Genomic DNA, 20,530 nt, shown 5'->3' with positions numbered 1-20,530 from the left:
GCGATAATTTTTCACCGTTCGATTCCGAATGGGTGGACAGTGCAATGATTTTGAGAACTGAATTCTTGCCGGACGAAAAAATCGTGATCGGAACAGCCACGCGTAACCTCAAAAATCACATAATTGCCGATCGATTTATCGCCAAGCCCGCAAAAAAAAAGCGCTATCCACGATGGCATGAAAATTTCCTATCAATTTAGCCAGAAAGCTTCAAATCGGGAGCGGAGTACATGAACCAGTTGCGGGCTCTGGAGCTGTACGGCCAGTCGTTCTGGCTCGATTACATTCAGCACGATCTGATCGCGGGTGGAACACTGCAAGCCCTGATCGATAAGGACGGCCTCAAGGGACTCACGTCCAACCTCTCCATCTTCGGGAAAGCCGTTGAGAGCGACTCTGGCTATCGGAGCTTCGTGCGCGCTCTTGCCCGTCAGGACCTCGATCCGCACACGATATACGAACTGCTTGCCGTTCGTGACATCCGAAGCGTCGCACACCGGCTGCAACCGGTTCATGCGATGACCTCCGGTCGGGATGGCTACGTCTCCTTGGAGGTTTCGCCCCACCTCATCGGCGACGCCGAGGAGACGGTTCGCGAAGCACGCCGACTGTGGCAGACGATCGGCTTCCCGAACCTGATGGTCAAGGTGCCCGCGACTGCCGAGGGCATTCCCGCCATCCGCCGGCTTATCGGCGAGGGGATTAACGTCAACGCCACGCTAATTTTCTCCCGCACTCGCTACGAACAGGTCGCCGAGGCGTATCTGGCGGGACTGGAAGATCTGGCGGCACGGGGCGGCGATCTCAGTAAGGTGGCGAGCGTGGCAAGCATCTTCGTCAGCCGTATCGATACGGCGGTCGACGCTCGGCTCAATGCGCTGCAAACGCAGACCCGACGTCGGGACCAACGGGCGTTGGTGCAGAGCCTTTTAGGAAAAGTCGCCATCGCCAACGCCAGGTTGATCTATCAGCGCTATCGACATCTCATCGCCTCCGATCACTGGCGGGCCTTGGAGAATCAGGGGGCCAAGCCCCAGCGGCTGCTGTGGGCCAGCACCCGCGTGAAGAATCCCGAATACCCCGACGTCCTGTATGTGGAGGAACTGATCGGCAAGGATACGGTGACCACCCTGCAGCCGGCGACGGCGGATGCCTTCCGCAATCACGGCGTCGCAGAGCCGACCCTGGAACGAACCCCCGACGCAGCCCGCCAAACCGTGGAAACACTGGAGCAACTCGGCATTTCGCTGGAGGTCGTGGCCGATCGGCTGCTTGACGAGGAATTGCGCCGGTTCCGAAACGTCTTCGACCACTTGCTGGATGTTATTGCCCGGCAAGCGCGCACTGTGGCTAGCGTCTGAAGCCGCTACTGACAATATGGATGTGGATGCCGGCGGGCGATGCGGGGGAAAAACGCCGTCGACGTCCTGGCTGCTCATTTCAAACCGAGCACGGCTGCCACTAGTGGCGGCGATTTGCGCTGCCGCGGAAACATCGCCGGACGCGCAAGCTGAAAATTAAGAGTTAGGAAAAGGATGGCTTGTTTGAGCGAAAACGCCCGGATAAATGAATAGGTTGAACACCAAGTGCCGGAAGCCGCGGAAAATCGTCTATGAACAGAGCGTCGTGCCGCCATTGCAAAGATCGAAACCCAAAAAGGAACACCAATGAAGTTTTTCCCTTCTCTGCTCAGGATCGTAATCGCTGCATTCTCGATAGGCTACGCACTTTCGGGGAGTACGACAGAAGCGCCGGATCGAACCGTCGCTGGCGACAAAAGCATTCAAAGGACCGAAACCGAAGATGAACACCAAAGGATGACCACTTACTACGAGCGGGAAGCCGCTTTCTACAAACGGAAAGCGAAGGCGCATCAAAAAATAAGCGATGAATTCAGTTTGGCATATCAGTATCCCATTCCTACCCGCGTCGATAACCGTCAAGCCTTCGAACAGAGGATCCGACACTGCAAAAATCTTGCGCGATTATTTAATGAGACCGCCGAGGAATATCTCTCTCTGGCACGTGAGCATTCTCAACCAACTGAGTGAAAGGAACCGTGGCTCATATTCGTTTTTCTGGAGCCCGGATGAACCGGCTCAAGTGTGGTAAAGACGGCATCGGCTCCCGCGGCTTGGTGTTACTGCGGTCAGCGGCGCTATTCTCGGCTACGGTGGTACGCTTCGCTTGTTCCGGGTTGTGGCCGAGGGCTTTAGCCGAGTCCGGACAACTCCGCCGCCAGTTTGACGACGCGATCATCGAACTGACCGGCCTGATCGCCTTTCAAAACCTGTCCAGCAAGTTCAACGCCGCGCTGGGTGTGGAACCGCAGGGGTTTTGCACTCTGCCGCCTCCGCGGAAAGACTGAACGGCTTTATAGGGAGGTCCAGCATGGAGATCACTTTTCTGGGTGCCTGCGGTACCGTCACCGGCTCCAAAGATCTGGTCGCCGCCGGCGCCAAGCAGGTACTGGTGGATTGCGGCCTGTTTCAGGGCTTCAAGCCATTGCGCCTCAGGAACTGGGAACCGTTTCCCGTCGATCCCAAGATCATCGACGCCGTCATCCTGACCCACGCCCATATCGACCACAGCGGCTATCTGCCTTTGCTGGTCAAACAGGGATTTGCGGGCAGAGTGTATTGCACCTCCGCCACGCGTGACCTGTGCGAGATTCTGCTGCCGGATAGCGGCCACCTGCAGGAAGAGGAAGCGGAATACGCCAACCGGCGCGGTTATTCCAAGCACAAGCCGGCCTTGCCGCTGTATACGGAGCAGGACGCCGAAGTTTCGCTGCGGCAGTTCTCTCCCATCGAATTCGAGCATGACTTTTCGTTGGGAGATAAGCTCACCCTGCGCTTCTCGCCCTCCGGGCATATCCTGGGTTCGGCCTTCGTGCAGTTGCGGGATGCGCAGACCTCGCTCCTCTTTTCCGGCGACCTCGGCCGCCCCCATGATCTATTGATGAAAGAACCTGCCGTCATGCGCCGGGCGGATTATCTCGTGATCGAGTCCACCTACGGCAACCGGCGCCACGATCCGTCCGATCCGGAAACCGCTTTGGCGGAGGTGATCAACCGTACGGCAGGCCGCGGCGGAGTGGTGCTGATCCCGGCCTTCGCGGTGGGCCGCGCCCAGACCCTGCTCTATCACATCCACCGGCTGAAAGCCGAACAGGCGATCCCCAACATTCCGGTCTTCCTCGACAGCCCCATGGCGGTCGATGCGACCCACATCTTCTGCCAACACTTGGGCGAACACCGTTTGCCGCCGCCGGAATGCCAGGGGATGTGCAGAACGGCGCATTACATCAATACAGTGGAGGAATCCAAGGCGCTCAGCCGCTGCCGGATCCCGGTGATCGTGATTGCCGCCAGCGGCATGGCGACGGGCGGACGGGTGCTGCATCACCTGAAGGTCTTCGCCCCCGACCCGCGCAACACCATCCTGTTTGCCGGCTTTCAGGCGGGCGGCACGCGCGGCGCGGCGATGCTGAACGGCGCCGAGTCGGTGAAGATCCACGGCGAACACGTGCCGGTGCGGGCGGAAATCGTCGCCCTCGACAATCTGTCCGCTCACGCAGATTCTGCGGAAATCCTCGCCTGGCTGGATCACTTCGAAGCACCACCCCGCGAGACGTTCATCACCCACGGCGAACCGGCCGCCGCCGATGCGCTCAGAAGCCTTATCGAAAAGGAGCTAGGCTGGCACTGCCGGGTGCCCGAGCACGGGGAAACGGTTGCACTGCGCTAATCCGAAACGAGCGAAACCATCCAAAACAGGAGGGTGAGCAAACTTTGAATGGATACGGTGTGAAGCATGATTCCCTTCATCACCAAGGCGGTATTCGCCGGTACTTTAGATACATAGCTTGAAAGAGCCCTTTTTTCTAATCCTTACTTCAAGGAGTCGCACATGATGATTACCCTTAAGCCTTGGAACACGTTACTTCTCGGCGTCTGGCTGTCCATGGTGGCCGCAGCCCAGCCGGCGTCCGCTGCCGAGGCGACCGTTTACAAAAGCCCCACCTGCGGATGTTGTGGTAAATGGGTCGAGCATCTCCGGGAGAACGGCTTTCAAGTGACGGTCACCGATATGCCCAATGAACCGCTGAAAAAGCTCAAGGCGGAACGCGGCGTGCCGTCGAAGCTCGCTTCCTGCCATACCGCGGTCGTGGAGGGTTATGTGGTGGAAGGCCATGTGCCGGCCGACGTCATCAAGCGCCTGCTGGGGGAGCGGCCCCAGGTCGTCGGCATCGCGGTGCCTGGCATGCCGATCGGTTCGCCGGGGATGGAGGGGCGCGTCAAGCAGCCCTATAAGATCCTGAGCTTCGATGCTCAAGGCAACACGAGCCTTTATGACAGCCGCTGAGCGCTGGAGTATTTCGCGGAAGAAAATCCGGTCATGAAACCACCCAAGATCTCGCTCACCGTCGTCGGCCAGGCGACTAGCCTGTTGCTGGCTATGACATTCGTTTTGTGCGTAGCTTTTGACCTGTTGTTTCCGGAATACGCCATGCACCCTGTCTGGCAGGGATGGCTGCCCGGCTTCGAATGGCTCAGCTGGCCGAGCTTTCTGCTCGGGTTGATCGAGAGCTACGGTTACGGCTGGTATTTGGCGCTGATCTGGGTGCCGCTTTACAACTACTTCGCTCGCCGGCACAGGGAGGAAAGCCCGCCAAGACCGTCCCCCAAGCCGCAGCCCCCGGTTCTTTTTCGCTGTCCCATGCATCCGGAAGTCGAACAAACGGAACCCGGCTCCTGCCCCCGCTGCGGCATGGCGCTGGAGCCGGTCAGGACTTCGGCGCCCGCGGCCGCCACCGAGTATGTCTGCCCGATGCATCCCGAGGTGGTCCGCCGCGAGCCGGGCTCGTGTCCCATCTGCGGCATGGCGTTGGAGCCGCGCACGGTCGCTCCGCTTGAAGAGGAAAATCCGGAGCTCATCGACATGAGCCGCCGGTTCTGGGTGAGTGCGGCGCTGTCCGTGCCCGTGTTTGCGCTGGCGATGGGACACGACCTCGCGCCTCGGCTCATCCCGCCGGCCCTTTCCGGCCATCCTCTGCAGTGGATCGAGCTGGTCCTGGCGACCCCGGTGGTATTGTGGGGCGGCTGGCCCTTTTTTCAGCGCGGCGGGCGCTCCCTCGTCAATCGCCGTCTGAATATGTTCACCCTGATTGCACTGGGCGTGGGCGTCGCCTGGGGCTACAGCGTGGTGGGAACCCTGGCGCCCGGAATCTTCCCGCCGGCGATGCGCGGCCCGGAAGGCACGGTCCCCGTGTATTTCGAGGCCGCCGCGGTGATCACGGCCCTGGTGCTGCTCGGGCAGGTGCTGGAACTGCGCGCGCGCAGCCGCACCAGTGCCGCTATCAAAATGCTGCTGGGACTGGCCCCGAAGAACGCCCGTCTCGTGTGGGAAGACGGCAGCGAAACCGATATCCCCATCGATCAGGTCAAATCCGGCGACCAACTGCGCGTGCGGCCGGGGGAAAAGATCCCGGTGGACGGCCGCGTGTTGGAAGGAAGCAGTTCGGTGGACGAATCGATGGTCACCGGCGAGCCGATCCCGGTGGAAAAAGGCCGGGAAGACCGCTTGATCGGCGCCACCCTCAACGGCACGGGGAGCCTCTTGATGCGCGCCGAACGGGTCGGCGCGGACACCCTGCTGGCCCAGATCGTGCGCATGGTCAGCGAGGCGCAGCGCAGCCGCGCCCCGATCCAGAAGCTGGCCGATACCGTCTCGGGATACTTCGTTCCCGCCGTGGTGGCCATCGCCCTGCTGGCCTTCATCGTCTGGTGGCTGTGGGGTCCGGAGCCGCGCCTCGCCCATGCCACCGTCAACGCCGTCGCCGTGCTCATCATCGCCTGTCCCTGCGCCCTGGGGCTGGCCACGCCGATCTCGATCATGGTCGGCACGGGACGCGGCGCCCTGGCCGGGGTGCTGATCAAGAACGCCGAGGCGCTCGAAATCCTGGAGAACGTGGACACGCTGGTGGTGGACAAGACCGGTACCCTGACCGAGGGCAAGCCGCAGCTGATGTCGGTGATGGCGGCCCCGGGCTTCACCGAGGAAGAGGTGCTGCGCTGGGGGGCCAGCCTGGAGGCGGCGAGCGAGCATCCCCTGGCCGCCGCCATCGTGGCCGGCGCCAAGGCCAAGGGCATCCAGCCGGCCTCGGTCGAGGAATTCCAGTCGCACACCGGCCGTGGCGTCACCGGCCAGGTGGAAGGGCATCGGGTCGCCTTGGGCAATGTCAGGTGGATGGCGGAACTGGGCATCGAGCCGGGCGCTTTGGCTCAACGTACCGAGCGCTTGCAGGCGGAGGGACAGACCGTGATGTTCGTCGCCGTCGATGGAAAACCGGCGGGTCTGATCGGCGTGGCCGATCCCGTCAAGGCTTCGACTCCCGAGGCGCTGAATGCGCTGCAACGGGAGGGCGTCGAGGTCGTCATGTTGACCGGGGACAACCGCACCACCGCCGAGGCGGTCGCCAAGAGGCTCGGCATCGAGCGCGTGCGGGCCGAGGTGCTGCCCGAACAAAAGGTGGACGTGGTGAGGCAGCTTCAGGCCGAGGGGCGCATCGTGGCCATGGCGGGGGACGGCATCAATGATGCCCCGGCCTTGGCTCAGTCCCAAGTGGGGATCGCCATGGGCACCGGCACGGATGTGGCCATGGAAAGCGCCGGCGTTACGCTGGTGAAAGGCGATCTGCGTGGGATCGCGCGGGTGCGGCGCCTCAGCCGGGCCACCTTGCGCAACATCCGCCAGAACCTGTTCTTCGCCTTCATCTACAACGCCCTGGGCGTGCCCATTGCGGCCGGGGTGCTGTATCCCTTTTTCGGCCTGCTGCTCTCGCCGATCATCGCCGCCGCGGCCATGAGCTTCAGCTCGCTTTCGGTGGTCGCCAACGCTTTGCGTCTGAACCGGCTGCGCCTTTGATCAGCCGGCAAACCGCATCGCCCGCATGCCTTATTGAATAGGAGATCGAGATGGTTCAGGACCCCGTTTGCATGATGAAGTTTTCCCCGCGCGAAGCGGGAGCCACCGTGGAATACGGCGGCAAGCTGTACTATTTCTGTTCGCCGAGCTGTCGGGATCGATTCGTGGCCCAGCCCCGACTGTTCGTGGACAAGGTTCCGGCCCTGCGGCTGACCGTGGGCGTCATGGGTTCGGCAAGCGAGGCGATGCTCTTGGAGGTCGGCAAGAAAGCATTCAGCCTCGGACAAGCCATCGCGGAACGAGGGTTCATCTTGATCACCGGCGCCTGCCCGGGTCTCCCCTATGAGTGCGCACGGGGAGCCCAGCAATACGGGGGTATCTCCGTCGGCATCTCGCCAGCCCTGAGTCTGGATGAGCACCTGCTCCAATACCGCTCCCCGGCCGACGCCTACGAGGTCATCGTCTATACCGGCAGCGGCTTGATGGGACGCGAAGTGACCAATATCCGCTCCAGCGACATGGTCGTCATCATCGGCGGCCGTTCGGGCACCTTGGGCGAATTCGCCATCGCCTATGACGAGGGCAAACTCATCGGCGTACTGCAAGGCAGCGGCGGCATCACCGAACGGATTCCCGATTTGGTCAAGAACATCGACAAGGACACCGGCGCCCGTTTGGTCTACTCCCCCGATCCATACGAGCTGATCGCGCGGATGATCGAGGTTTATACCCAACAGCACTACCGCTGTCCCTCTTGCTTCTGTATGGAACGGGGGAGGCAGCATCCCGCCGAAAGTAGCCTGGCAGCGCCAGAGTCCTGAATGATGTCTTGAGAGGCAACTTGTGAAGACCATGCGATTTTTGACGCCCATTTTCCTCGTTGCGTTTCTAACCCAGTGTGCATCAAGAGATAAAACCCTGGACTTTCAGGACCAGGGAGCTTTGGATTCTTTCGATATCGTGAAAGCCATTCGTAACGCCCGAAGCAAGGCCGATCATGAAGCGATCGCGGATTATTACCGAAAGGAGACTGCTACTTACCTATCCAAGGCAAGCTTGCATCAAAATCTGGCGGAGTGGTACTGGGCGGCCTACGACCACCCGACCGCTACCCGCGCAGGTAGTGCTGATTTGATGAAGGCAGCGGGACATTGCACCAATCTTGGTCGCCTGAACAATCGAATTGCAGAGCACTATCTATTTCTTGCACAAGAGCACCAAGAGCTCGCAGAGGAAAGGGCCAACGAATCCGGGATTTGATCGAAGATCTGTGATTTTGATGTCAATGTGTAACCATCAGAATCACATTCTCCGTAGTTTTGAGATGACGTGATCACGTAAAAAAGCGCACTAGCGCATCTGGCACGGATATTTCATGCAAAGTGATGTCTAAGCCGGCTAAGGCGTCCGAACAACCAACGATCTCGATCTTGCGAATCGGATCCTAAGATCCTGGGCCGATCAAATCCTAAAAAAATCAAGAAACAAGGAGAAATGATGAAGCCTTTATATCTAGCTCTAATGGTCCTGTTCGGTGCGGCTTTGTTCGCATGCGCACCCTCCGGGAGCACGACCAAGACGGAGACCGCGGCCTTCGATCTGGAAAAAGCCATTCAGACGGCCAAGACCAAGGCGGATCACGAACGGATTGCCGCTTACTATGAGCAGGAGGCGGCTGAGTATGAAAAGAAAGCCGCCCAGCACGAACGCATGGGCAACGCATACGAGATGTACAAGTTTCCGATCCATCAAAAGGGCCATGACATGGCCAAAGCCAGCGCGCACTGCCAGGACTTGGCGCGCCTGTTCAGGCAGACCGCCGAAGAATACCGGTCGCTCGCGCGCGAGCATCGCCAGCTGGCGGAATAGGCGGATGGAAATCCGCAGGTCCTATCCCGCTTGATGACCGATGGCTAAAGAACCATGCTGAAATCGGCGCTACACTGGAATAGCCGGGTGTTTCACGGCGTGGTTCTTCTGCTGACGGCCGCCCTGCTCGCGGCCGCACTGCACGGGGTATGCCCCCCGCTGTTCCAAAGCCTGGGCCATCCGGCCGCTGCGGATTGCACCGAGGCCGACGCCTCGACCTCTGAATCCGGTCATCCCACCCATCGCCTCCCCGACGATTGCCCAAAGCCGTACTGTCTCACTCTGCCCGCCGGAGAAGATCACGCGCTCGTGCCCGAGCGGGTCGTGGGCTCCACCGTGGTGATCTGGGTGTCCTGGGTACTGTCGTTCGTTTTTCCGATCCTGCCTCTCCTTTTCGGCTTACGTCCCCCAAACTTACCGCCTCCCCGCAGAACTACCCCTCTCTTCTACCGGTTCTGCAGCCTGTTGAATTAGCGATCCGCCTGCTCTCCCCGTAAACGTTACCGTTTTCACGGGTGTGGTGCGCCCGTCTGCCGCGCTCGACCGAACGTCGGCAGGTGAGCAAAAAACGTCGAAACCGGCGCACCCGCCGTATTCTGGAGAAGAAGGTGCATGATCTGCCTGACTCGCCGGCCAGCCCGGCCATCCCAAGGCTTCGTATGCTGGGTCGCCTTGGCCGGCGGCCTGTTTTTACTGCTCCCGGCGCAGGCGGCGCTGGAAGGGCCGCGCTCAAGTGACCGTTTGCGATTGGAGGCGTCGCCCGTCTTGACGGTGCAGGACGCGGTCGCCCTCGCTTTGGCCGGAAATCCCGGCCTTGCGGAGATCAAGGCGCGCGCCGAGGCGATGGCGGCCATTCCGTCCCAGGCCGGAACGCTTCCCGACCCGTCGCTCAACTTTGATGCGTTGAATATCCCCAGCAAGAACTTCAACCTCCGGCAGGACGACATGACCATGCTGGAGGTGGGGTTCAGCCAGGCGATTCCCTTTCCGGGCAAGCTCGGGTTGCGGGAGAAAGCCGCCACCTTCGAGGCGGAAGCCGCCGTCCATTCGGTGGAGGAAGCCCGCCTGCGCCTCGCGCGGGACGTGAAGAGCGGCTGGTGGCAGCTGTTCTACTTCGATCGCGCGTTGGGCATCCTGGCCGATACGCAGGAGCTGTTCCGGAAGTTGGTCGAGATCACCCAAACCAAATACCAGGTCGGCCAGGGGCTGCAGCAGGACGTGCTGCTCGCCCGGCTGGAGCTCTCGAAGCTGTCGGACCAGAAGGTGGAGCTGATGCGGATGCGCCATAGCGAAGCGGGCCGCCTCAACGCCTTGCTGAACCGCCCCAGCGAAACGCTGCTGGCACTGCCCGAGGAAGCCGAGGTCGAGCAGCCGGATGTGGCCTCGGCCGACCGTCTGCAGGAGCGGGCGGAGCAAACCCGCCCCCTGTTCGCTCAGCGGCGAAAAGCCATCGACGCCGCGCAAACCCGGGTGGATTTGGCGCACAAGGACTTCTATCCGGATTTCAGCCTCGGCGCGGGCTACGCCTTCCGCCAGGACACCCCGAGCGGCCAGGAGCGCAGCGATTTCGCCAACTTCCGCCTGAGCCTGAGCGTACCGATCTATGCCGGCAGCAAGCAGGCCAAGGCGGTCGACCAGCGGCAAAGCGAATTATTGCAGGAAACCTACACCCTCCAGGATGACATCCGCCGGGTCCAGGCGGATATCACCCAGGGCTGGGCGGACTACATGCACGCCCGGGAGCGGCTGGCGCTGTTCGACAATGACATCATCCCGCAGGCCCAGCAGACGGTGGAATCCATGCTGGCCGGCTACCAGGTGAACAAGGTGGACTTCCTCAATCTGATCCGTGCCGAAATCACCCTGTTCGATTACCAGATCCAGTACTGGCAGGCACTGACCCGAACCCAGCAGGCCCTGGCGCAGCTGATCGCCGCTACCGGCGAGGAGAAGATCGATGACTAAGCAAACCGCTCTGGCCGTGCTGATCGCATTCGCATTGGGCGCCATCAGCGGCGGATGGCTGACCTCCCATCCGCCGATCACGGGCGACGCCGCTGAGGCTACCCCCACGGAGAGAAAACCGCTGTTCTACCGCCATCCGATGAATCCGGCGGTGACCTCCCCTGTGCCTGCCAAGGACGAGATGGGGATGGACTATGTGCCGGTCTATCCGGAGGAGGAAACATCTCAAAAGCCTCCCGCTGGAAAGAAAGTCCTCTATTACCGCAATCCCATGGGACTGCCCGATACCTCGCCGGTGCCGAAAGAGGATTCCATGGGCATGGATTATGTGCCGGTCTACGAGGACGAGGCGCCTCCGCCCGGCCAAGTCAAAATCAATGTGGAGAAAATCCAGAAGCTGGGCGTCAAGACCGAGACCGTCGCCTTGCGCCCGCTGAACCACACCGTCCGGGCCGTGGGTACCGTTCAGGTGGACGAGCGGCGCCTTTATACCGTTGCCCCAAAATTCGAGGGCTGGATCCAAACCCTCCACGTCAACGCCACCGGCCAGACCGTACGCCGAGGCCAGGTGTTGATGGAGGTATACAGTCCGGATCTTCTCTCGGCACAGCAGGAATACCTCATCGCTTACCGGGGACAGAAAGCCCTGCAAAACAGCAGTGCCCAAACCCGGACGGCCGCCGAGCAGCTCGTGAGCAGTGCCTGGCAAAGGCTGCGCAACTGGGATGTTTCCGACGAGCACCTGCGCCATCTGCAGCAGCAAGGCGCACCCAGCCAGTTCGTGCCGCTGAACTCCCCGGTCACCGGCGTCGTTCTGGAGAAGCCCGCCCTGCAGGGCATGCGCTTCATGCCCGGCGATATCCTCTTCCGCATCGCCGATCTGTCCACGGTCTGGTTGATCGCCGACGTGTACGAACAGGATTTGGCGCTGATCCACGAGGGCCAGAACGCCAGTCTCCGGGTGAACGCTTACCCGGACAAGGTCTTCAACGGCCGGGTGACGTTCATCTATCCGACGGTGACGCCGGAAACCCGCACGGCCAAAGTCCGCATCGAGCTGCCCAACCCCGGGGGCTTCTTGAAACCCGCGCTCTACGGCAGCGTCGCGCTTTCGACGTCTCATCACCACGGGCAGGTGCTCGCGGTGCCCGATTCGGCCGTGCTGGACAGCGGCACGCGGCAAGTGGTGCTGGTGCAGCGCGGCGAGGGGCTGTTCGAGCCGCGCGTCGTGAAACCGGGCTGGCGCGCCGACGGCTATGTCGAAGTCCTGGAGGGCCTCACGGCCGGAGAAACCGTGGTCAGCCGCGCCAACTTCTTGATCGACGCGGAAAGCAACTTGAAGGCGGCGCTCGGAAGTCTGGGAAGCGACACCGGAGGAGGCCACACTCAGCAACCAACGGAGAATGCCTCCGCTACCGCTGACCATTCAGGATACGAACACGGGCACGGAGGCCACTGAGATGCTGAGTCGTGTCATTGAATGGTCCTTGCGCAATATCTTTCTCGTCCTGCTGGGGACCCTGTTCATCGTCGGCGCCGGGGTTTACGCGCTGATTCACACCCCCCTCGACGCCCTGCCGGATTTGTCCGATACCCAGGTGATCGTCTACACCGAGTACCATGGGCAGGCGCCCCAAGTGGTGGAAGATCAGGTGACTTACCCTCTGACCACCGCCATGCTGAGCGTGCCCCGCTCCAAGGTGGTGCGCGGCTTCTCGTTCTTCGGCGCCTCGTTCGTCTACGTGATTTTCGAGGACGGCACCGATATCTACTGGGCCCGCTCCCGGGTGCTCGAATACCTGAATTTCGCGACCAGCCGTCTGCCCCGCGGGGTGTCGCCGCGCATCGGCCCGGACGCCACCGGCGTCGGCTGGGTCTATCAATACGCCCTCACCGGAAACCAACATACTCTGGCAGAACTGCGTACCCTGCAGGACTGGTTCGTGCGCTACCAGCTCACCAAGACGCCGGGCGTCGCCGAGGTGGCCAGCATCGGCGGCTTCGTGCAGCAATACCAGGTGGTGGTGGACCCGCGCAAGCTGCAGGCCTTTCGTATTCCGCTGAAAAAGGTCATCGAGGTGATCGAAGACAGCAACACCGATGTCGGCGGCCGGGTGATCGAGCTGTCCGAAACCGAGTACATGGTGCGCGGCAAAGGGTACCTGCGGGGTATCGCCGATCTGGAGCGATTGGTGGTCAAGGCGGAGCACGGCACGCCCGTGCTGATGCGGGACATCGCGCGGGTCGAGCTGGCGCCGGACGAACGCCGGGGCATCACCGAACTCAACGGCGAAGGCGAAGTGGTGGGCGGCATCGCCATGGCCCGCTACGGCCAGAACGCCCTGGAGGTGATCGACAACCTGAAGGCCAAATTCCGGGAAATCGCCTCGGGTCTGCCCAGCGGCGTGTCCATCGAAGCGGTGTACGACCGCTCCGGCCTGATTCTGCGGGCCATCGACAACCTGCGCCATACGCTGCTGGAAGAAAGTCTGGTGGTCGCCCTGGTGTGCGCTCTGTTCCTGCTGCACGTCCGTAGCGCCTTGGTGGCCATCCTGATGCTGCCGGTGGGGGTGCTGATCGCTTTCCTCGTCATGCGCCAGATGGGATTGAACTCGAACATCATGAGCCTGGGCGGCATCGCCATCGCCATCGGCGCCATGGTGGACGCCGCCATCGTCATGATCGAGAACGCCCACAAGCATCTGGAGCGGAGTCCCGCGGACAAGCCGCGGCTGGCCATAATGCTGGAAGCGTGCCGGGAAGTCGGCCCGGCGCTGTTCTTCAGCCTGTTGATCATCACCGTATCGTTTCTGCCGGTGTTCGCCCTGGAAGCCCAGGAAGGCCGGCTGTTTCACCCTCTGGCTTATACCAAGACCTTCGCCATGGCCGGCGCGGCGCTGTTGTCCATCACCCTGGTGCCGGCGCTCATGCTGCTGTTCATCCGGGGCCGGATCCTCCCGGAAGGCAAGAATCCGATCAACCGGTTTCTGATCTGGGCTTACCGGCCGGTGATCGGCTGGGTGCTGCGCCGGAAAACGCTGACCCTCCTTGTGGCCCTGATCGTTTTGGGGGTGTCCGTGGTTCCGGCGACCAAGCTCGGCAGCGAATTCATGCCGACCCTGAACGAAGGCTCGCTGCTGTTCATGCCCATCACCTTGCCGGGACTTTCGGTCACCAAGGCGCAGGAGCTGATGCAGACCCAGAACCGGATCATCAAGAGCTTTCCCGAGGTGGAATCGGTGTTCGGCAAGGCGGGGCGCGCCCAGACCGCCACCGATCCGGCGCCCTTGGAGATGTTCGAGACGGTGGTGAACCTGAAGCCGGAAACGGAGTGGCGGCCCGGCCTGACCCCCGACCAGCTCATTGCCGAGATGGACCGGGCGCTGCAGATTCCGGGCGTCACCAATGCCTGGACCATGCCCATCAAGAACCGCATCGACATGCTGTCCACCGGCATCCGCACCCCGGTGGGCGTCAAGGTGTTCGGCAAGGACCTCGCCGAGATGGAAAAGCTGGCCCAGCAGATCGAGGCGGTGATCAAGACCGTACCCGGAACGACCAGTGCCTACGCCGAGCGCATCACCGGCGGGTATTACCTGAACATCGAACCCGACTACGAGGCCTTGGCCCGCTACGGCCTGACGGTGGGCGACGTACAGAGGGTGATCGCCGCTGCGCTGGGGGGCGAGCCCGTCACCACCACGGTGGAAGGCCGAGAGCGCTTCAACGTCATCGTCCGTTATCCCCGCGAGCTGCGCAGCGATCCCCAGGCCATCGCCACCCAGGTGCTGGTGCCCATCGAAGGCGGCGCCATGATCCCTTTGGGCCAGCTCGCCCGCATCGGCCTCAGCAAGGGACCGCCTGGCATCCGCACTGAGAACGCCCTGCTGTCCGCCTACATCTTCGTCGATCTTCGGGGCCGGGATATCGGCGGCTATGTGGAGGAGGCGCAAAAGGCCGTGCGCGAGCGCGTCCAATTCCCGCCGGGCTATTACATCACCTGGAGCGGCCAGTTCGAGTACATGGAGCGCGCCAAGGCCAAGCTGAAGTTGGTCGTCCCGGTGACACTGCTGATCATCTTCGTGCTGCTCTATCTCAATTTCAAACGCCTGACCGAAACGCTGATCGTGATGCTGTCGGTGCCGTTCGCCCTGGTCGGCGGCGTCTGGCTGATGTGGCTGCTGGAGTACAACCTCAGCGTGGCGGTCGCCGTGGGCTTCATCGCGCTGGCTGGCGTCGCGGCGGAAACCGGCGTGGTGATGCTGATCTACCTGGACGACGCCTTCGAGGACATCCGGCGCCGGCGGGAAGCGGCCGGCGAACGGGTGACGGTGGCCGACCTCTACGCGGCCGTCATGGCGGGTGCGGTGGAGCGGGTGCGTCCGAAGATGATGACGGTGGTCGCCATCATGGCGGGCCTTTTGCCCATTCTGTGGAGCAGCGGCACCGGCTCGGAGGTGATGCGCCGCATCGCCGCGCCCATGGTGGGCGGTATGGTGTCCTCGACGATTCTGACCTTGATCGTGATCCCGGCGATTTATGCCCTGGTCAAGGAATATCCCATCCGATGGGGGGATAAACCCATTTTGGAAAGAATAGCCGCGCGGAGCGGTAACCAGGTTGCGCAACTCTAGCGTAACGAGGCTGATAAAAGAAATAGAGGGTAATTAATAGCGCGTAGATAACCGAAATTCTTGCCGGTACGAATAGCAATCTAAATCCACCTTTAACTTTTGAGAGGTCTGTTATGAATACGATCATCAAATTCTCCCTCGCGATGGGCGTAGCCCTGGCGTTGCTTTCTGGATGTGCGCCGATGAATCCCCATCCGATGCCCATGGAGGCGGCGATCCAAAGCGCGAAAACCAAGGCGGACCATGAGGCATTGGCGGCGCATTACGAACAGGCGGCCGATGAGGCGAGGCAGAAAGTGGAAGAGCACAAGAAACTCCTAGCGGAATATCTAAGAGCGCCTTATTTGCACGGAAAGCACGCCATCGGATTTAAAACGCATTGTGAGTATTTAATCGACCTTTACAGTAAGGCGGCGGATGAAAACCTGGCCATGGCGAAGCTGCATCGCGAAATCGCGGAAGGCATTCGATAACGCGAAGAACAGCAGGCGGATCAGGACGAATTCACGACCTATTCGCTGGATAACTCCATAAACCTCCTGGTCCGCCTTTATCCGTGATCGCGACGAAGTACTGATCTTTATGCCTGATATCCGGCGCTCGGCCTCTCGACGGCGTATTTCCAGAACGGCACTCCGTCTCATCGGCGTGTTTTCGGTCATATTGATCTTTTTTGCGGCCTCCTTGTTGGTCACGCTGTTTACGCTGCAGCAGATCGTGACGATGGAATCCGAGATTACCGAGATCGACAAGGCGAAACATGCGGGCCACTTGGCGGCCGCCTACGTGCGCGAGCAGTATATCCATCAGGCCCACACGATCATCAGTTGGAATCTTTCGCACCTCGATCACTACGACCAAGCCGTCAATGCCACCCACGAGCAAACCGCGGAACTCCGAAAACTCGCGCTGACCCCGGAGGAAAGAGCCTGTGTCGACGAGGTGACCCATACCGCGACGCTCAACGACGAGTTGTTCCGGAGCGCGGTGATCCCGGCCATTCAACGGAACCAGCCGTCGCAGAAGCAGGCGCTGAACGAAAAGCTTGAGGCCTATGTCAATCAAGTCGTCCGCTTGAATGAAAAGCTCAACGAGATGCTAGAGCGGCGCAGCCGGGATTTGCTCGAACACGCGGAATTCATACGGGAACAGGTGCGGGTCGGGATCCTGGGCTGCTTCGGCCTCGCCCTCGCGGTCTCCTTCATTATGGGCCTGACGATGACCCGATCGATCCTGCGGCCGCTGTCCGCGCTCCGCGAAGGCGTCCTCCGCCTCGCGGGCGGCGATCTCTCCACCCGGATCGCTCTGGACGGACGGGACGAATTCGGAGAACTGGCTTCCAGCTTCAATCAGATGGCGGCCGACCTCGCGCGCCACCAGGAGCACCTCGTACGCTCCCAGAAACTGGCCTCCATCGGGCAGATGGCCGCCGGGGTGGCGCACGAGATCAACAATCCCCTCGGGGTGATTCTCGGCTACATCAAGCTGATGCTCAAGGAGCCCACCCAGGTCAAGACCAGTTATCTCACGACCGTCGAAGACGAAGTCCGCCAATGCCAGCGGATCGTCCAGGACTTGCTGGATTTGGCGAGGCCGCCGCGGCTGGAGCCGACTCGCATCGATCTGGCCGAACTGGCGCGCGAGGCGATCGAGCGACTCGGCGAATCCGGCAAGCTGCGGGATCTCAGGATCGAGCAACCGGCATCGGAGGTGCAGGTCACGGTCTACGGCGACGAAGCCAAGCTGCGGCAAGTGGTGTTCAACATCGTTTTGAACGCCGTCGAAGCGATGCCCAGCGGGGGCGCTTTGACGATTCAGGTGGCGCAGATGAACGACGAGGCGGTGCTGCACGTCGCCGATACGGGGTCGGGGATTCCGCCAGAGGTGCTGCCCCACGTCTTCGATCCCTTCTTTTCGACCAAACCCAAAGGGACGGGGCTCGGCTTGGTGATCTCCCAGGCCATCGTCGATGCCCATGGCGGCACCATCGACCTCCGTTCCGAAGCGGGAAAAGGAACCCGCGTTGCCGTGCGTTTGCCGGCGAAGCCGCCGGTCGCGCGTTCGGTGACCCGGACTGCCTCCTCCGGCCGAAAATCGAATCGCCGTTCAGTCGACTCGGGAGAATGACGGGATGAATAACATACGCCTTCTGGTCGCGGACGATAAGGAAAGCATCCTCAAGCTGTTTCAGGATGCCTTCGCCCACGGGTTCGACATCACGACCGCCGCCGATGGCCAGAAGGCCTTGGCGATGGCCTTGAACGGGAACTTCGATGTCGTCGTCAGCGACATCCGCATGCCCGGGCTCGACGGTTTGACCTTGCTGCGCGAGATCAAGCATGCTCGTCCGGAGGTCGAGGTCATCCTGATGACGGCGTTCGCCTCGATTCCCAATGCGGTCGAAGCCATGAAGGAGGGCGCGTACGACTATCTGACCAAACCCTTCGATCCCGAGGAGGCCCTGTTGGTGGTGCAGCGCGCCGCCGAGCGCAAGCGGCTCCGGGAGCAGGCCGAAAACCTGCAAAGCCTCTTGCAGGAAACCTACGGCTTCAGGAACCTGGTGGGCAAGAGCCCGACCATGCGGAAAGTGTTCGAGTTGATGCGCCGCGCCGCCAACGCCGAGGCGACGGTGTTGATCATGGGGGAAAGCGGTACCGGCAAGGAACTGGTCGCCCGGGCGATCCATTGCGAGGGACTCCGCAAAGATCGTCGGTTCGTCGCCGTCAACTGCGGCGCGATCCCGGAGAATCTCATCGAATCCGAACTGTTCGGCCACAAGAAAGGCTCGTTCACCGGCGCGATCGCCGACAAGCGCGGCCTGTTCGAAGAGGCGGAGGGCGGTACGCTGTTTCTGGACGAAGTGGGCGAACTCCCGCTCCCCCTGCAGGTGAAACTGACGCGAGTCTTGCAGGAGCGCGCCGTGCGCCGGATCGGGGAAGCCGAGGAGCGACCGGTTGACGTCCGGATTCTCGCGGCGACCAACGTCGATCTCAAGGAAGCGGTGAAGGAAGGCAAATTCCGCGAAGACCTGTTCTATCGCCTCAACATCTTTCCGATACGCCTGCCGCCCCTTAGGGAGAGGCGGGAGGACATCCCGCTCCTGGCCGCACTGTTTCTGGAACGCCACGGACGGCAGCAGAAAAGCCCGGTGACGGGGTTCACCCCCGAAGCGCTGTCGGCCCTGATGCGCTACGACTGGCCGGGCAACGTGCGCGAACTGCAGAACGCCATCGAGCGCGCGCTGGCCGTCAGCGACGGCCCGCGCATCGGCATGGGGGCACTGCCGGAAGAAATGCCCGAGGCCGGGGGAACCCCGAGAATCAGCTCCGCCGCCGGATCCTTAACCTATCACGAGGCGGTGCAACTCGCGGTCGACCGGACCTCGCGCGACTACCTGGGCGCGCTGATGCGCGAGTTCAAAGGCAACGTCACCAAGGCGGCGGAACGTGCCGGCATCGAGCGCGAAAGCCTGCACCGGCTGCTGAAGCGCTACGGGATGCGCTCGGAGATGTTCAAGGAAAAAGACTCCGCCCCGCAGAAGTGACTGTAACCTGGAATGCAAGGTGTGACTCTGTTGATCACAAACCAAGTTCCGATTCGCGTGGTAAACGACCGAATATTCAGAAATAACCAAGGGTTACCGGGTTGGCACAGACATTCCATGTTAAGAATTGACCGACATGGATGCCGGGTCATGACGGTAACGACGGTAAGGGCTGATGACGGCTGGAGATAGGAGGTAACCGCAATCTCCCGTATCCGCTCAAACCGTCTGAACAGACCGCAAATCAGGCAGGAGTTTCAATCAGAAAATAACGGACCGAAACCGGAGACCAGATAAATGAAAAATGCACAACAGCTTCTTCTTCTGTTTTTCTTGATTTTTTCCTTGGCAGGCTGTGCAAGCACCGGCTCCAGTGTAGAAGGACAAGAAAGATCCCGTGACGATGGGCATTCCCATAGTCACTGATGAAGCTATCCCGCTACCGGGCCGTACCGCCCGGTAGCTCCGACTAAACGATGGTAAGGAAAAGGCAATGAAAGCGTCACGCTGTTTGAAGATCTGCGGGATTGCGCTGTCATCGTTGCTGCTGATGCGCGTCACTCATGCAGACCCCCACGCCGATTTCAGGGCCGGTTTCGGTCATACTTATTACTACCCGCGGCTATCAGCGATTTATTGGCCCCACGGCCATTCGGCACCCGGCCATCACGGGCTTACCGCGGCATCCTTTGCCGTGGCCAGCGGACCGCACCATGATTATAGCCACTCTGGTGGTCATGCCTCGAATCATGGCGGCACCCATGGCACGCCGGGACGCTATACCCATTTTCGCCATGACTGAGGTTGTAAGAACGCGCGTGTTGGTATGCCTCTGTAGGAGATTTGCCAACACAGCGCAAACGGCGCCGATACCGCCGTCCTTAACCGCCTCGGAATACAGGGCCTGCGTGGAGTTCCATGATGAAGGACAAGCTTGACTTCAATGAAGTAGCATTAAGTCTTCGTGCCTATCGCCAGGAATTACTGGCGTCGAATATCGCGAATGCCGATACTCCCAACTATAAGGCGGTCGACTTCGACTTCAAGAATACGCTGGATAAAGCGTTAGCGGGGACGCAGAATGGCACTCTCGCGCTCAATACGACCTCTCTCCAGCATTTGCCCCGGGGCGCCAGACAGGAACCCATTGCAAACCGCCCGAACTCAGTATCGATTTCCGCAGCAGCCCAGTCTCGATGGGAATACGGTAGAGTCGGATGTCGAAAAGATTCAGTTCGCAGAAAACGCTGTCCATTACCAATTTACTCTGCAAATGGCTTTCGACCACTACAAAGACATACAGAAGCTGTTTTCGGAGCTCAAGTAGTCGTGGCTCCCTCGGAAAGGCTTACAAAAAGTGAATACCTATCGAGGCATGAATAATGATCCATCCGTGAGTATGAGCGACTCGCCGCCTAGTTGAGATTTTCGTCTACCTGGTTGTAGCTCAAATCTTGTCACATCGGCTCGCTCGGTAATTTCCAGCAAGCGCTTAAAGGAAAAGGAGCAATAAAATCATGGCGCATGAATCGGACCGGTTTGCGAAAGCCCCTTCGAGGTGGCGTTACAACCTCGTATTCTGGGCTTT

18 protein-coding genes are annotated in these 20,530 nt (G+C 60.9%); all 18 read left to right on the top strand.

Features of this window, described 5'->3' with window-relative positions:
* Window positions 1-230: 230 nt before the first annotated feature.
* The 18 genes from tal (at window position 231) to flgB (ending at window position 20,325) form a co-directional block, all read left to right on the top strand.
* On the top strand, window positions 231-1,361 hold the full coding sequence (gene tal / locus B2A78_RS09205; RefSeq protein WP_077729698.1) for a transaldolase: 1,131 nt from the start codon (window positions 231-233) through the stop codon (window positions 1,359-1,361).
* Between the two features lie 306 nt (window positions 1,362-1,667).
* Window positions 1,668-2,051 (top strand): hypothetical protein, encoded by a 384-nt coding sequence (locus tag B2A78_RS09200; RefSeq protein WP_077729697.1) that lies wholly within the window; start codon window positions 1,668-1,670, stop codon window positions 2,049-2,051.
* Window positions 2,052-2,089: 38 nt separating this feature from the next.
* Entirely contained in the window at window positions 2,090-2,368 is a 279-nt protein-coding gene (locus B2A78_RS26290) for a hypothetical protein (protein ID WP_077729696.1), read from the top strand.
* Between the two features lie 23 nt (window positions 2,369-2,391).
* A complete protein-coding gene (locus B2A78_RS09190) occupies window positions 2,392-3,750 on the top strand; it encodes an MBL fold metallo-hydrolase (protein WP_077729695.1) in 1,359 nt (452 codons plus the stop codon).
* Window positions 3,751-3,912: 162 nt separating this feature from the next.
* On the top strand, window positions 3,913-4,368 hold the full coding sequence (locus tag B2A78_RS09185) for a DUF411 domain-containing protein (protein WP_077729694.1): 456 nt from the start codon (window positions 3,913-3,915) through the stop codon (window positions 4,366-4,368).
* Between the two features lie 465 nt (window positions 4,369-4,833).
* The gene (locus B2A78_RS09180; protein ID WP_205780724.1) at window positions 4,834-6,930 is read left to right on the top strand and encodes a copper-translocating P-type ATPase; all 2,097 of its coding nucleotides are present in this window, start codon (window positions 4,834-4,836) and stop codon (window positions 6,928-6,930) included.
* Between the two features lie 50 nt (window positions 6,931-6,980).
* Window positions 6,981-7,751: a YHS domain-containing protein gene (locus tag B2A78_RS09175; protein ID WP_077729693.1), complete on the top strand. Its 771-nt coding sequence runs from the start codon at window positions 6,981-6,983 to the stop codon at window positions 7,749-7,751.
* A 22-nt stretch (window positions 7,752-7,773) separates the two neighbouring features.
* Complete coding sequence (locus B2A78_RS09170; protein ID WP_143735117.1) at window positions 7,774-8,190, top strand: hypothetical protein; 417 nt, start codon at window positions 7,774-7,776, stop codon at window positions 8,188-8,190.
* A gap of 234 nt (window positions 8,191-8,424) precedes the next feature.
* Entirely contained in the window at window positions 8,425-8,799 is a 375-nt protein-coding gene (locus B2A78_RS09165) for a hypothetical protein (protein ID WP_143735116.1), read from the top strand.
* Window positions 8,800-8,853: 54 nt separating this feature from the next.
* Window positions 8,854-9,273, top strand: coding sequence for a hypothetical protein (locus B2A78_RS09160; protein ID WP_077729690.1), 420 nt, complete (start codon window positions 8,854-8,856; stop codon window positions 9,271-9,273).
* Between the two features lie 138 nt (window positions 9,274-9,411).
* Window positions 9,412-10,764, top strand: a complete 1,353-nt coding sequence (locus B2A78_RS09155) for a TolC family protein (protein ID WP_077729689.1) — start codon at window positions 9,412-9,414, stop codon at window positions 10,762-10,764.
* A complete protein-coding gene (locus B2A78_RS09150; RefSeq protein WP_077729688.1) occupies window positions 10,757-12,223 on the top strand; it encodes an efflux RND transporter periplasmic adaptor subunit in 1,467 nt (488 codons plus the stop codon). Before B2A78_RS09155 ends, B2A78_RS09150 begins: the two co-directional genes overlap by 8 nt.
* A 1-nt stretch (window position 12,224) precedes the next feature.
* The gene (locus tag B2A78_RS09145) at window positions 12,225-15,398 is read left to right on the top strand and encodes an efflux RND transporter permease subunit (RefSeq protein ID WP_077729687.1); all 3,174 of its coding nucleotides are present in this window, start codon (window positions 12,225-12,227) and stop codon (window positions 15,396-15,398) included.
* Between the two features lie 113 nt (window positions 15,399-15,511).
* Complete coding sequence (locus tag B2A78_RS09140; protein WP_077729686.1) at window positions 15,512-15,871, top strand: hypothetical protein; 360 nt, start codon at window positions 15,512-15,514, stop codon at window positions 15,869-15,871.
* A gap of 109 nt (window positions 15,872-15,980) precedes the next feature.
* Complete coding sequence (locus B2A78_RS09135) at window positions 15,981-17,525, top strand: ATP-binding protein (protein ID WP_077729685.1); 1,545 nt, start codon at window positions 15,981-15,983, stop codon at window positions 17,523-17,525.
* A gap of 4 nt (window positions 17,526-17,529) precedes the next feature.
* Window positions 17,530-18,942, top strand: a complete 1,413-nt coding sequence (locus tag B2A78_RS09130; protein ID WP_077729684.1) for a sigma-54 dependent transcriptional regulator — start codon at window positions 17,530-17,532, stop codon at window positions 18,940-18,942.
* A 493-nt stretch (window positions 18,943-19,435) separates the two neighbouring features.
* Entirely contained in the window at window positions 19,436-19,744 is a 309-nt protein-coding gene (locus B2A78_RS09125) for a hypothetical protein (protein ID WP_077729683.1), read from the top strand.
* A 116-nt stretch (window positions 19,745-19,860) separates the two neighbouring features.
* Entirely contained in the window at window positions 19,861-20,325 is a 465-nt protein-coding gene (flgB, locus tag B2A78_RS09120; RefSeq protein ID WP_240502463.1) for a flagellar basal body rod protein FlgB, read from the top strand.
* The last annotated feature ends 205 nt before the right edge of the window (window positions 20,326-20,530 follow it).

Origin of the sequence: Methylocaldum sp. 14B, from assembly GCF_002005105.1 — a bacterium.
GTDB lineage: Bacteria > Pseudomonadota > Gammaproteobacteria > Methylococcales > Methylococcaceae > Methylocaldum.
Note: the sequence above shows the minus strand (reverse complement) of the source record. Positions and strands in the feature narration are given on the sequence as shown.

What these genes read in the sequence shown, in the direction of transcription:
- tal (WP_077729698.1), top strand. Translation starts at nt 231, where the DNA reads ATGAACCAGTTGCGGGCTCTGGAGCTGTACGGCCAGTCGTTCTGGCTC.
- B2A78_RS09200 (WP_077729697.1), top strand. Translation starts at nt 1,668, where the DNA reads ATGAAGTTTTTCCCTTCTCTGCTCAGGATCGTAATCGCTGCATTCTCG.
- B2A78_RS26290 (WP_077729696.1), top strand. Translation starts at nt 2,090, where the DNA reads ATGAACCGGCTCAAGTGTGGTAAAGACGGCATCGGCTCCCGCGGCTTG.
- B2A78_RS09190 (WP_077729695.1), top strand. Translation starts at nt 2,392, where the DNA reads ATGGAGATCACTTTTCTGGGTGCCTGCGGTACCGTCACCGGCTCCAAA.
- B2A78_RS09185 (WP_077729694.1), top strand. Translation starts at nt 3,913, where the DNA reads ATGATGATTACCCTTAAGCCTTGGAACACGTTACTTCTCGGCGTCTGG.
- B2A78_RS09180 (WP_205780724.1), top strand. Translation starts at nt 4,834, where the DNA reads ATGCATCCCGAGGTGGTCCGCCGCGAGCCGGGCTCGTGTCCCATCTGC.
- B2A78_RS09175 (WP_077729693.1), top strand. Translation starts at nt 6,981, where the DNA reads ATGGTTCAGGACCCCGTTTGCATGATGAAGTTTTCCCCGCGCGAAGCG.
- B2A78_RS09165 (WP_143735116.1), top strand. Translation starts at nt 8,425, where the DNA reads ATGATGAAGCCTTTATATCTAGCTCTAATGGTCCTGTTCGGTGCGGCT.
- B2A78_RS09160 (WP_077729690.1), top strand. Translation starts at nt 8,854, where the DNA reads ATGCTGAAATCGGCGCTACACTGGAATAGCCGGGTGTTTCACGGCGTG.
- B2A78_RS09155 (WP_077729689.1), top strand. Translation starts at nt 9,412, where the DNA reads ATGATCTGCCTGACTCGCCGGCCAGCCCGGCCATCCCAAGGCTTCGTA.
- B2A78_RS09150 (WP_077729688.1), top strand. Translation starts at nt 10,757, where the DNA reads ATGACTAAGCAAACCGCTCTGGCCGTGCTGATCGCATTCGCATTGGGC.
- B2A78_RS09145 (WP_077729687.1), top strand. Translation starts at nt 12,225, where the DNA reads ATGCTGAGTCGTGTCATTGAATGGTCCTTGCGCAATATCTTTCTCGTC.
- B2A78_RS09140 (WP_077729686.1), top strand. Translation starts at nt 15,512, where the DNA reads ATGAATACGATCATCAAATTCTCCCTCGCGATGGGCGTAGCCCTGGCG.
- B2A78_RS09135 (WP_077729685.1), top strand. Translation starts at nt 15,981, where the DNA reads ATGCCTGATATCCGGCGCTCGGCCTCTCGACGGCGTATTTCCAGAACG.
- B2A78_RS09130 (WP_077729684.1), top strand. Translation starts at nt 17,530, where the DNA reads ATGAATAACATACGCCTTCTGGTCGCGGACGATAAGGAAAGCATCCTC.
- B2A78_RS09125 (WP_077729683.1), top strand. Translation starts at nt 19,436, where the DNA reads ATGAAAGCGTCACGCTGTTTGAAGATCTGCGGGATTGCGCTGTCATCG.
- flgB (WP_240502463.1), top strand. Translation starts at nt 19,861, where the DNA reads ATGATGAAGGACAAGCTTGACTTCAATGAAGTAGCATTAAGTCTTCGT.